The organism is Bordetella flabilis (assembly GCF_001676725.1).
Taxonomy (GTDB): Bacteria; Pseudomonadota; Gammaproteobacteria; order Burkholderiales; family Burkholderiaceae_B; genus Bordetella_C; species Bordetella_C flabilis.
In genome coordinates, this window is sequence record NZ_CP016172.1 from 5213668 (window position 1) to 5226642 (window position 12975).

The window sequence follows — 12975 nt, forward strand, 5'->3', positions numbered from 1 at the left end:
GGGCGCCTTCCGACCGACGCTGTGTGAAAACTCTTTGACGCCGCTACGGTGGTGTAGATAGAGTTTGGTATCTCGATCCCGGGAGTCGACATGCCCCGATTCATCGAAGGTCAGGACCGGCAACAGGTAGCGTTGATCCCGGAATGCCTGGATGACTTCATCGCCGACGACAACCCGGTGCGCATAATCGACGCATTTGTCGACGAGCTCAACCTGGAATTGCTGGGATTTGAGAGGGCGGCGCCAGCAGCTACCGGCCGCCCGTCGTATCACCCGGCCGTGCTGCTGAAGATCTACATCTACGGCTACTTAAATCGGATCCAGTCCAGTCGTCGACTCGAGCGAGAGTGCCAACGCAATGTCGAACTGATGTGGCTGGTCGGCCGACTGGCGCCAGACTTCAAGACCATCGCGGATTTTCGCCGTGACAACGGCTCGGGCATTCGCAACGTTTGCCGGCGGTTCGTTGCCGTATGCCGAGATCTCAAGCTATTCAGCCAAGCCCTGGTTGCCGTTGATGGAAGCAAGTTCAAGGCAGTCAATACGCGCGACAAGAACTTCACAGCCGCCAAGATAGACAAACGTCAGCAGCAGATTGAGGAGAGCATCCACCGCTATCTGGCGGCGCTCGACACTGCGGACCGAACGCAACCTGTCGAGATCGAGGCCAGGACCAATCGGCTCAACGACAAGATCGAGCGCCTGCGCAAGCAAATGCGCGCGCTGGATGACGTCAAGGAAAGGCTCAAAGATAATCCAGACGGTCAACTGTCGGTGACCGACCCGGATGCCCGCTCGATGGCTACCAGTGGCCGGGGCTCGGGGATGGTCGGCTACAACGTGCAGATGGTTGTCGAAGCCAAGCACCATCTGATCGTCGCGCACGAAGTGACGAACCGAGGACATGACAGGGACTCATTGGCATCGATGACACAAGCCGCGCGGGAGGCGATGGGAAAGAAGCGACTGCGTGCGATTGCCGATCGCGGCTACTACAGCGCGCCTCAGATCAAGGCATGTGCAGAGACCGGTATTGATGCGATCTTGCCCAGGCCGACCACTTCCAATGCCAAGGCCGAAGGCCGCTTCGACCGCTCGGACTTCATATACATCGCGAAGGACGATGAGTACCAGTGCCCTGCGGGCCAGCGCGCCATCCACCGGTTTACGCGGGAGGAGAATGGTCTTCAATTGCGACGCTACTGGAGTAGTGCCTGCCCACAATGCGCTATGAAGGAGCGATGCACACCTAGCGCGTATCGACGCATCAGTCGATGGGAACATGAGGCCGTGCTTGAGGCGGCGCAGCGCCGTCTAGACCGAATGCCAGAAGCGATGAAGGTGCGGCGGCGCACGGTGGAACATGTGTTCGGCACGTTCAAGCATTGGATGGGCTATACGCACTTCCTAACTCGTCGCTTGGGCAATGTGAGCACGGAAATGAGCTTGAATGTACTGGCCTATAACCTCAGGCGGGTCATGCGCATCCTGGGCTTCCAGCAAACGATGAAAGCGATGCTGTCGATGGGGGGCTGAGCCTTTATGTGACCAAGGACACACCTCAGGCCCTATCCGGGCCGCCCAAACGGTCCAGAGCGAGCCTCGCTTCGGAAAATTGAACTGAATACCGCCTAAGTCGGTGCGGTCCAGACGGTTGCGCTATGGCTGTCGGGACGAAAAGCGTTCTCACACAGCCTCGGCCCAAAGCGGAAGTTCAAGGGACCAAAGAGGATGACCGCTTTTTAGAGAGGAGTGGCCTTTTGCGCAGGCCCGCCGACGCCGACGGTGCGCCAAGCCGGCGATCCAAATGCCGAGATTGGCAGCCACTGTCGAGAAGATTGACAGTAATTGATCATTGATCGCCGTTGAATATTCCTCGAAGTGCGCGCTTGCGCGGCATCTGTACACCGCCCTTTGCGCGGTTGTTTTCTTTGCAAGTTCAGGCGGGAATCTCTGCGACCTTCGGGCCGTTCGCACCAATTGCTGAGAAACTATAGAACTTCGCCGCGTCGCCAAGATGGCGAAACTTCTGACGAGCCAATTGGAGCAACTTCTCGTCGCAGGTGGAAATCACAAATTGTTTGGGCCCCTCCGGCGAGTTCTGAAGGCCAGAGATTAGGTCCAGAAGCGCATAGGTATTGAGGTCGTCGAAGTGGGTCACTGGGTCATCCATCATGACCGAGGAGAAGCCTGACCAGGTCTGCGAACTACAGGCGGTCAAGAACAGCCCCAGCACCAGTGTTTGGACCTGCGACTGGCTGAAATAGTCCGTCGGTCGAAGTGTCTCGTCGTTTCTCTTGACCTGCACCGCAATGGACGTGCCCTTGCTTGCCACCTCGATATCGCCGAATCCGTATACCGGTCGAAGCCTCCGCTGGATGACTGCAGTTCGAGGACCGTACTCTTGGGTGAAATGCTGTGTGGCTGCCGCTTGCTGGGTGCCGAGAAGCTTATTAACGCTCTCGAAGTACTTGACCCACGGCTTAACCTTCGCAATCGTCGCTGCATTCTCATCTGCTACCCGCTTGTACTCCAGCAGCCGATTGTTGATGCTGGCAAACGCCGCAGAGGTAGCCGCGGCGTCAAGAGCAATTTCCAATTCGGCCACTCGGATCGAAAGCCCTTCCGCTGAGCCCTGTCGCGCCACGGTCGCCCCAATCGCGGTCAGAATTTCGTCCCTGGTTGTTTTAGCCGAAAATCCGGCCGCAACTAGAGCCGCGGTCAGCGCCTGAACCCTGGCCTCGAGTGCGCTGAGGTGACGTGCAGAATTTTGATGCGCAGTTTTGGCGGCCAGCATCCGAGCGTTGGATGCTGCGAGCTCCGCGCGACGACCATCTACGTAGTTGCTCGCCGCCAGCACGGCCGCTGTTGCATCGGCCTGACGTCGATTTGCGTCAGTGAGCGCCTGCTCGAGTAGTGGAAGACCAACGGCGAAGTCGAAGGCTCCACGGCGCGGGTCGCTGAGCAATGCACGCAAATTCTCCTGACTCGTTGCCAGGTGTTTTGAAAGAGTATCAACCAATATTGCGGCCGAATGCTCAGCGTCCGCGCGTGCCCGCTCGGTGTTTTCTGCGTCCTGCTTCGCGTGCTTGGCGACCTCTAGCTGGGTACTTGCCTGCTCCTGGGCCCCCTTCGCTTGGGTCAAAATCTCGTCAAGCCGGAGCGGCAACTCGTCTGAAAACTGCAGTCCAATGGTCGCCAGCGCCGCGTTGAAGGCCAACCGTTCGCGTAGGAGAGCCGTGCGCTCGCCGGCCACTTGCGCCTTCTCGCGGTCAACCCGCTGCATCTCCTCCTCTATGCGCCGTTGCGACTCCTTGAGTTCCTCAAGCCTTTCAGACTCGTGCGTCGATTGCTCTGAGATTTGAAGAAGCGCTTCGTTCTGGCCAAGGCGCTGGTCAATGGCATTCAACAGGGCTTCCAGCGAGCCATGGTCATGACCGCACAAAAGGCAAGTTCCGTCGGACACATGCGACCGAAGCGCCGCCACCTGTTCCTGGATTTCTGAGGCGTTCCGCCTTGTAGACGCGAGTTCGCGCTGCACTGCCTCCACGACGAGGTCCTGGTCAGCGACGGCTTGACGCCCCGTGACCAACCTCTCCCTGAGTTCAAGGGCTAGCTGAGATAGGCGTGCTTCGGTTTCCTCGACTTCTGTCGTCAGCGTCGCAAGGGACTGTCCACGTTCGACTTTTTCCCGCACCGCCTGAACTCTGTCGACATGCTCGACAGTCGAGCGATGTTGAGCCTCGGCTTGATACAGTGATTTGCTGGCAGCGGCTACCGCCGCCGCGGCGTCAGACTGAAAACTGCGATGCGCCTGGCGTACAGCAGTCGCTTCCTCCCACTTCTCCTTCAGACCAGCCAACCCGAGCGACAGTTGCGAAAACTGAGGTTGGTTTTCCACAACCCATGCAGCGGCGTCACGGGTCGCTTTTTCGTCGGCCTCTATAGCCCGCAGCCGCGCAAGGCCGATTTCTGACTCCCGCAGCTCTGTCTGTTGTTCCCGGAAGGCAGCCTCAATTTTCACCAAGGCTTCGGCGTAGTCTGAAAGCGGTGCTGCCTGCCCCCTCAGCGCATCCTGTGCACTTCGCAGTTCGGTTAAAGATTCGAGAGACTTTTCCAATGCGAGTTTGGTAGACACAGCCTCAGCGCGCTTGCCTTCAAGAAACGCACGAAGGCTGCGCATATCTCGCGCGGATCCCATTTCGGCCAGGCTGAACCCTGCGTTCTCAATGTCCTTCTCGAGCGCTTGGGCGCGAGCATCAAGCGTCTCGGAAGACCCCCCCGCAGTCTGAAGACCTTGGAGCCTGTTCAGTTCGGCCTGATCGACGGCAGCTTTTTCACGAATCTCCTGAAGTCGCGCTTCGGCGTCATCCACTTGCCTCTTCGCGAGGTCCAGCACTTCCTTCGACTTGTTCAATCCTACAACGTAGTCGTCGAACGCAAGCATCCGCGACACGAGGTCTCCTGGCAGCTGGCAGGACTCCGCAATCTCTTCCGTCAACGCTTGTCGGTCTTGACTGAAAAGATGGGTGGCGCGGAAGAGAGCAACCAGGTTTTCGACACGGTCACTGGTCGAGAGCTCGCCGCCCGTCAGTAACGCCAGAATGTCCTTTCGCTCACTGGGTTGGCCGTCAAGCGTCGCCTTGTTGGGCTCAGCAAGGTCCCGAACAATCGTGTGCGTTTTTCCGTCGCGCTCAAAAGTCAGCGAAACGGTCGTCGGCTCGTTGTCGCAGTCCAGATGTTTCGCGGCTTTCGTGAGTGCTGGCGCGCCTTTCGGGAACCTATGGACGCCGCCGGTCACGACGAAGTCGACTGCATCAAAAAATGAGGTTTTGCCGAACCCATTGGGCCCGTAAAGGACCGTGACCGCGGAGCCAAGGGGAAATTCCTTCGCAGCTCGATACGCGCGGAAGTTCTGGATTGATATTGACCGGAGAACGGACCGGATCCGCCGCTCCTCCTGGACTGGCTGAGCCGGGTCAATCGAACTGGTAGTCAAGCCGGACGGTTCTCCGTACTTCTCCTCCAGGCACGCCTGAAAAAGAGTCTGCGCACCCGTTCCGGGCACAACCAGACGACTGGCCAACTCCGCGCTCATACTCCGGCTGCGTAGCAACGCCTGTGCTGAGGGTGGGCGAATGGATGCACCCCTAATGCGCTCCAGCGGAAGAAAGGGAAGACGCGTCAGGCTGCTGGCGATGTCTTGCTGCAACTGGACGACGAACTTACGGCAGAAGTAAACGTCGACCTCGACTTTTGAGCAGAATTCCTCGGTCGCCGACAGCCCGTTCGGTAGGCAGTAGATGAAGGACACGTCCTTGGTCGCCCAGGACGCACCCTGAGCCATGAAATGCTTTTTGAACGCCGAGTACTGCGGCGCGTAGTCAGCCTCACCGCCGAAGGCAAATGCTTCCAGCGCGTGTCCACGCTGCATTAATACGAGAGGAGGGGAGTTCTCGAGGAGAGTCACCTCGCTCAGATTCACGTCGCTAATTGCATCGCCGAGTGCGACTTTTAAGGCGGCTGGCAAGTCATTGAGTTCAGCTGATAGCGTCATGGAGTGCCTTCTCTAGGCCTGCGCGCTCGTCGGCGGCCAGGTATGCGTCAATGAAGGTCCGATAGCCAACTTGGACAACGGCGCTGCCGGGGTCGGTGAAGTTGTAATCCTCGGACAGCGGTTTGCCCGCGTCTAGGAAGCTCCCTAGTCTTGCGTTCCAGGCAAGATTATCGGCGTCTCGAGAGACCACGACGAGTGTCCCACGGCGCTGTGCGGCCCGCTCCTTGACGTGTTGAGCGCAAGCCTCGTGAGTCTCTCCGCGCACAGCTATCGCCTGGAAGGTATGGTCACCCTTGGTTAAGGTAGCTTGTGAACCCTGGCCATGAAACTGGCACAGGTACTCTGCGGCTCCAAATATTGAGAATGTATGGAGCACGTGTTCAACCGCGGAGGACTCTTTGCCGGTCCATGTATCTGGACTGAGAGACGCCATGTCAGCAGCGGACGACAGGATCAAATCCGTAAGTTCCGGTGCCGGCATAGGTCGAAGTAACGAAACAATCTGGTTGTGGGCGGTCGCACAGATGCCGGCCAGCGTGGCTCGGGCGTGACGCACGGCGAGCGACATGCCGGCTTCATCCAAGCGGTCGTTCATCCACTTCACCACAGCCTCAACTGGCCCGCCAGGCGCCCTGGGGTCAGAAAGTGGTCCGAGCGAATGAACTGTCGCTTCACGAATTGCGATATCCCGTCCCGCAGAGCCTTGCGCAAGCGAGCGCGAATTGACCACAAAGAACGAGTGCACGCATGCACCACGCTCACGGAAGACCGCATCGCGAAGATTCTCTAGCGTGCAGCCGGCACGATAACTTTCACCGCCGTTGCCATAAGTAGGCATGCAGCCAGGCTTTGAAAACTTCGAGGTGTTGATGACCGCAGAGCGGCCGTACTCTGATGCCGTGCCAGGCACCCTCGCTCCAGCAACATTCGCCATCACAAGGCAGGTGTCGTCACGGGACACATTGAGGTAAGTCGCCCCGTCGTAGAAGTTCGTCACCTGCGCCATGAACGATGTGTGGGACGGTTCCGGATTGCACTGGGCCACGAACACCCACGTCAGAGGGTAGGTCGCGTGTATTGCTGCTGCGGTGTCGTTTATGCCCTGCAGCAGCCAAGCCCAAACCCGTCGCCCTTCGGACGTGCCAATCCAGTCGAAGCAAATTAGCGTCGCGAAGCGAAACGGCAGATGGGTGTCGGCAAAGACGCCTTTGAATACGTATATGGAGCGTCCTCGATACATCGCCTGGTAGGAGCGCTGGAGTTCTTCCCAGGACGGAGCCAGCTTCGGCTGAACCCAGCGGTGAACTTTGCCATCCTGGGCCTTGACCCAGGTGATGCTAGTGTTGATCCACTGGCCAACGGGGACCGATTCAGGTCCGTTTACCTCTGCATCGTGGTTCGTATCGGGTTGCGCCAGCAGCTCTGCATACTGGTCTCGCGTGAGTCCTTCAATTCCACCGATTACGATTGTTCCGACCGGCCAATCTTCCTGCTGCATGGCCGCGTTGATGCGTGCCACGCCCTCGAAACCGGGTATCGATAGTTCAGGAAATACAGTGAAATGCGTCTTGTCGGCGCGATGCGCTCTGTCTCGAGCCACCGCGAGTGTCGCGTCTACGCACTCAAGTGCCCGCGCGCGCTGGGCTGGGAGCCACGTGAAAGGTTCGTGCGCCGTGAATTCGACGTAGGGCTGGGCGACGACCATGCCGACGCCATGGAGGGGCAGCCGTACGCCGAGCTGCGCAAGATCGACTTCACAAACGCGAACCATGCCTCGCCCCGTTCAGTTTTTTGTCATTGTGCCACGTTCAGTAACAAGTTTCAGCGCGTACAGGGCCCCCAATTTGCTACGGAATGCCAGGTGTGACAGAAATCGAGTCCAGCGGATGCATTGCAGCGTCGAACGTTCCTTTGGTTCGGCAGCCATCGAAGATGCCCGATACCTGTTGTTCCTGAAGGTCTATCGTTGGCCCGCCGGCGACGCTGACTGCCGCTGCGAATACACGCTTCGTGCCTAAGCGGTCGTTTGCGAGGACGCGTTCAAGGACCGCTTCTGGCCGGAAGCGGCCATTCCCTGAAACAAGGATTGCCCAGTGGAACTGACTGCAGCCGTAGGGGAAACTGCCAACGTTCGGTAGGAACCTTAGCGACCGGCGCCTGCTTTCGCAGACTTCAGGTTCAATGAACTTTTGCCAGCAAAATTCGAGGCTCGAATAACACGCCGGCCCCAAGTCGGATGACGCGGTTTTGTTATGTCATTGATCTGAGAAAGTCGGACTCTGGATAAGGGGGCCTTCGACAGTGGAAAGGCCCCGCAAGCGGGGCCTTCCAAACCTTCCCGGCCCTGCAGGCTTCAAAGCCCTGCAACAGCCGCCAAGGGCAATGCTGCCTTAGGCCGCCCTGGCCCCACCCACCTCCACCCCCTCCGGCGAACTCGCCTCAAACCGCTGCAACAACTCCCGCCGCCGCACCGCCGCCTTCTCCACGGCAGCATCCTTGATGTGCCCATACCCCCGGATCTCCGCAGGCACTTCGGCAAGCGCCACCGCAATATCCAGGTTGCCCCGCCCCAATCGCGGCAACAGCCCGCCGATAGTCTCCCGGTACTCCTGAATCAGCGCCCGCTCCATCCGCCGTTCAGCGGTACGCCCGAACGGATCGAAAGCCGTACCCCGCAGAAAGCGCGCCTTGCTGAGCACCGCGAAGGCCTTCAACATCCAAGGCCCGAAGGACCGCTTCACCAGATGCCCCTTATCGTCCCGCTTGGAGAACGTCGGCGGAGCCAGATGGAAATTGAGTTTCCAGTCGCCTTCGAACTGCTGGGATATCTGCTTCAGGAAGGCCCCGTCCGTGTACAGGCGGGCGACTTCGTATTCGTCCTTGTACGCCATCAGCTTGAAGTAATTGCGCGCCACGGCCTGGGCCAGGCGATGCGTGCCGGTGGCCTTTTGTTCGGCGGCCGCCACCTGCTCCACGAAATCGACATACCGGCGCGCATAGGCCTTGTTCTGGTAGTCGGTAAGGAAGCGTTCGCGCACGCCGACAAAGTCGGCCAGGTCCGGCGGAACGGCAGCAGAGAGACCCGCCGAGCTGCCCGGCTGCGACGCCCCGCGGCGGATCTCTATGATTTCCGCGCTGCGTTGCGACGGTTCACCCGCATCCGGGGCGACTCCGATCAATTTCTGCACCGACGCCAGGTCATGCGCCGCGCGCCGGCCCCAGGCGAAGGCCGCCAGGTTGTTCGGCACCTGCTGGCCGTTCAACTCGATGGCCCGTCGCAACGCGTCGCCGCCCAGCGGCAGCCAGCCTTGCTGATAGGCATAGCCCATCATCAGCGGATTGGCGTAGATGGTGTCGCCCAGCAGGCCCACGGCCAGTTCGGCGGCGTCCACGGCATGCGCCTGGCCCGGCAGGCAGGCCGTACTCAGGTCGCGCCGCAGGCTGTCGCGCGGCAGCCGCCAGTCCGGGTTGGAGATAAACGCGGCGGTGGGCGAGACGTCGCTATTGAGCAGCAGCCGGGTGCGCTCGGGGTTCATGCGCGCCAGCGCGTCCGGACCGGTCGCCACGACCAGGTCCCCCGCCAGGACCAGGTCGGCTTCGCCCATGGCGACGCGCGTATTCAGCAGATGCCCCGGCGACTGCGCCAGCACGACGTGGGAATGCACGGCGCCGCCCTTCTGCGCCAGGCCGGCCATATCGAGCACCGAGCAGCCCTTGCCTTCCAGGTGCGCGGCCATGCCGAGCAGTTGGCCGATGGTGACCACGCCCGTTCCACCCACGCCCGCAATGAACACGCCATACGGCCGGGCCAGCCCGACGGGCGTCGGCTCCGGCAGGCCGGCATCGATCTCGCCCTGGGCGTCCACGCCCTTGGGCTTGCGCAGCTTGCCGCCCTCGACCGTCACGAAGCTGGGGCAGAAGCCTTTCAGGCAGGAGAAGTCCTTGTTGCAGCTGGACTGGTTGATGGTGCGCTTGCGGCCAAACTCGGTTTCCAGCGGCTCGACGGACAGGCAGTTGGACTTGTCGGAACAATCGCCGCAGCCCTCGCATACGCGGTCGTTGATGACCACGCGCCGGGCGGGATCGGGATAGGCGTTGTGCTTGCGGCGCCGGCGCTTTTCGGTGGCGCAGGTCTGGTCGTAGACCAGGACCGACACGCCGGGGTATTCGCGCAACTCGCGCATGATGCGATCCAGTTCGTCGCGATGATGGACCGGCACGCCGGCGGCCAGATCCTTGACGCCCTGGTACTTCTCCGGCTCGTCGGTCACCACCACGATCTTGCCGACGCCTTCCGCCGCCATCTGGCGCGTGATGATCGGTACGCTGATGGGCCCGTCGACCGGCTGGCCGCCGGTCATCGCGACCGCGTCGTTGAAGAGGATCTTGTAGGTAATCGGCGCCTTGGCGGCGACGGCAGCGCGTATCGCCAGCAGGCCGGAATGATAGTAGGTGCCGTCGCCCAGGTTGGCGAACACATGCTTTTCTTCGGTGAATGGCGTCTGGCCCAGCCACGGTACGCCCTCGCCGCCCATATGCGTGTAGATGTCCGTGCTGCGGTCCATCCAGCGCGCCATGTAGTGGCAGCCGATGCCGGCCATGCCGCGCGAACCTTCCGGCACTCGCGTCGACGTGTTGTGCGGGCACCCGGAACAGAACCAGGGCTTGCGTTCGGCGACCACGCGGGGACGCGCCAGCGCGCGTTCGCGCGCCTCGATGAAGGCCAGCCGCGCCTCGATGCCGGCACGCACATCGGCGGGCAGCTCGAATTTCAGCAGGCGGGCGCCGATGGCCTTGGCCACGATGGCGGGCGAGAACTCGTAGTGCGCCGGCAATAGCCAGTTGCCCTGGGGCACCGCCCATTCGCCGCCGTCCTTGTCGTCGAACTTGCCCACGACCCGGGGGATTTTCTTGCCGCTACCCACCCAGGCGAACAGCTCTTCCTTCAACTGGTATTCCAGGACCTGGCGCTTTTCCTCGACCACCAGTATTTCATCCAGGCCTTCGGCGAAGCGCTGCATGCCGGTGGCCTCCAGCGGCCATACCATGCCCACCTTGAACAGGCGCACGCCGATACGCTGGCAAGTGGCCTCGTCCAGGCCCAGGTCGGCCAGGGCCTGCCGCGTGTCCAGGTACGCCTTGCCGGAGGTCATGATGCCGAAGCGCGCGGATTCCGCGGGCACCTGCCACAGCTCCCGGTTCAGGCCGTTGGCGCGGGCATAGGCGAGCGCCGCGTACAGCTTGTAGTCCAGCAGGCGGGCCTCCTGCTCCAGCGGCGTGTCGGGCAGCCGGATGTTCAGCCCATCCGGCGGCATGACGAAGTCATGCGGCAGCGCGATGCTGACGCGGTGGGGGTCGATCTCCACCGAAGCCGAGACCTCCACGATGTCCGTAATGCACTTCATGCCGACCCAGACACCCGCATAGCGGCTCATTGCCCAGCCGTGCAGGCCGAAATCCAGTACTTCCTGTACCGTCGAAGGAAACAGCACAGGGATCAGGCAGGCCTTGAGCAGGTGATCGCTCTGGTGCGGCAGCGTCGAGGACTTGGCGGGGTGGTCGTCGCCGGCCACCACCAGGACTCCGCCATGGCGCGACGTGCCGGCGGCGTTGGCATGCTTGAAGACGTCGCCGCAGCGGTCCACGCCCGGCCCCTTGCCGTACCACATGCCGAATACGCCGTCATAGCGCGCGCCCGGGAACAGGTTCACCTGCTGGGAGCCCCATACCGCCGTAGCGGCCAGGTCTTCGTTGACGCCGGGCTGGAAGACCACGTGGTGGGCCTTCAGGTACTTGGCCGCCTTCCACATGTTCAGGTCCACGCCGCCCAGGGGGGACCCGCGATAACCCGAAATAAAGCCCGCTGTATTCAGGCCGGCCCGCACATCCCGCATGCGCTGCATCATGGGCAGGCGCACCAGTGCGTGGATTCCGCTCATCCAGGCGCGGCCGGTCTCCAGGGAATATTTGTCGTCGAGCTGGACCGAATCGAGCGCGGCGTGCTGTGCCGGCGTTAGGGGGGCATTCATGCTGTCTCCGTTTGTCATGGATTGTCCATTCCGGCTTGGCGATCGGTTCTTGTGGAACGAAGCCGGCCGGCATGAGCAGTTGAGCAGGCTTTTTGCGTGCTGCCTGTAATGGGGTTTTACCGCCGGCCTCGCGGTGCCGCAAGAGGTGACATCCCTGGCTCGACACCACCGGACGCGGGCGGCACCGCCCCGCCCTGCCGCGCCTGCGGTCCGGACGACGGGGATACGCGCGTTCCACGGGGGCCGCGGAGCAAGCGCAGTGCCATAATCGCCCTATGGAATTCGCACTACGAATCGCCGCGTGGCAGGGGCGCCACGGGCGGCACGACCTGCCCTGGCAGAAAACCCGGGATCCCTACCGGATCTGGCTGTCGGAAATCATGCTGCAGCAGACGCAGGTCAGCACAGTCATCCCCTATTACCAGCGCTTTCTGGACCGGTTCCCGGACCTGCAGGCCCTGGCCCGGGCCGCGCAGGAAGAAGTCATGCCCTATTGGGCCGGCCTGGGGTACTACGCCCGCGCGCGCAACCTGCATCGCTGCGCCCAGGAAATCGTGCGCGACTGGGATGGCCGCTTCCCGCCGGATGCGGCGGCTATCGCGACCCTGCCCGGGATAGGCCGCTCCACGGCGGCGGCAATCGCGGCATTCGCCTACGGCGAGCGGTCGCCCATCATGGACGGCAACGTCAAGCGGGTCTTCGCGCGCCATTTCGGCATTGCGGGCGATCCCGCGCGACGCGAGGTCGAAACGCGGCTGTGGGACGTGGCCGAGGCGCAACTGCGCGACGGCGCCGGCCGGGATGTGGACATGGCCGGCTACACGCAGGGCTTGATGGATCTGGGCGCCACGGTATGCGTGCGCGCCAAACCGCGCTGCGAGGCCTGCCCCGTGGCGGAGACCTGTACCGCGCGGCGCGAGGGCCGGCAGGCCGAGCTGCCGACGCCGAAGGCGCGCAAGGCGTCGCCCGAGCGCACGACCGGCATGCTGGTCCTGCAACGGGAGGGACGCATCCTTCTGGAACAGCGGCCCTCCCCCGGCATCTGGGGCGGCCTGTGGAGCCTGCCGGAATTCGACGTGGCGATCGCGCCGGCCGATGCCTGCCGGGCGCTGGGCGCGGAGCCGGGCACCGTATACGCGCTGGCGGCGTTTTCCCACACCTTCACGCACTTCCGCCTGCATGTGCGCCCCTGGTATGTCACCGTATCGGGGGATCCGCCGTCGCGGGTACAGCCGACGCAGTGGGTCGATGCCGGCGCGGCGGCACGCGCTGCGCTGCCCGCGCCCGTGCGCAAGCTGCTGGACGGCTTGTTCGCCGCGGGATTGCCGGAAAGCGTGATGTCCCGGTGAGGTGGGTGGCCCGCCCGGCGGCGTCAGTCATCGTGGCGCC

5 protein-coding genes are annotated in these 12975 nt (G+C 62.1%); 2 read left to right on the forward strand and 3 right to left on the reverse strand.

All coding sequences use genetic code 11. The annotated features are described in order from the left end of the window. Positions 1–90: 90 nt before the first annotated feature. Complete coding sequence (locus BAU07_RS23240) at positions 91–1536, forward strand: IS1182 family transposase (protein WP_066663061.1); 1446 nt, start codon at positions 91–93, stop codon at positions 1534–1536. 403 nt (positions 1537–1939) lie between these two features. Here the strand turns inward: BAU07_RS23240 and BAU07_RS23245 are convergent, their stop codons facing one another. The 3 genes from BAU07_RS23245 to BAU07_RS23255 all read right to left on the reverse strand — a co-directional run bounded on the left by BAU07_RS23245 (position 1940) and on the right by BAU07_RS23255 (position 11586). Next, a complete protein-coding gene (locus BAU07_RS23245) occupies positions 1940–5557 on the reverse strand; it encodes an AAA family ATPase (RefSeq protein WP_066663064.1) in 3618 nt (1205 codons plus the stop codon). Then, entirely contained in the window at positions 5541–7328 is a 1788-nt protein-coding gene (locus tag BAU07_RS23250; RefSeq protein WP_066663068.1) for a hypothetical protein, read from the reverse strand. Before BAU07_RS23250 ends, BAU07_RS23245 begins: the two co-directional genes overlap by 17 nt. 619 nt (positions 7329–7947) lie before the next feature. Further along, entirely contained in the window at positions 7948–11586 is a 3639-nt protein-coding gene (locus BAU07_RS23255) for an indolepyruvate ferredoxin oxidoreductase family protein (protein ID WP_066663071.1), read from the reverse strand. Between the two features lie 275 nt (positions 11587–11861). Between BAU07_RS23255 and mutY the strand changes: the two genes are divergently transcribed. Then, positions 11862–12935, forward strand: a complete 1074-nt coding sequence (gene mutY, locus BAU07_RS23260) for an A/G-specific adenine glycosylase (protein WP_066663074.1) — start codon at positions 11862–11864, stop codon at positions 12933–12935. Positions 12936–12975 lie beyond the last annotated feature (40 nt).

Bases quoted from the DNA above. Each gene is read 5' to 3' on its own strand.
- BAU07_RS23250 (WP_066663068.1), bottom strand. From the start codon at position 7,328: ATGGTTCGCGTTTGTGAAGTCGATCTTGCGCAGCTCGGCGTACGGCTG.
- BAU07_RS23240 (WP_066663061.1), top strand. From the start codon at position 91: ATGCCCCGATTCATCGAAGGTCAGGACCGGCAACAGGTAGCGTTGATC.
- mutY (WP_066663074.1), top strand. From the start codon at position 11,862: ATGGAATTCGCACTACGAATCGCCGCGTGGCAGGGGCGCCACGGGCGG.
- BAU07_RS23255 (WP_066663071.1), bottom strand. From the start codon at position 11,586: ATGAATGCCCCCCTAACGCCGGCACAGCACGCCGCGCTCGATTCGGTC.
- BAU07_RS23245 (WP_066663064.1), bottom strand. From the start codon at position 5,557: ATGACGCTATCAGCTGAACTCAATGACTTGCCAGCCGCCTTAAAAGTC.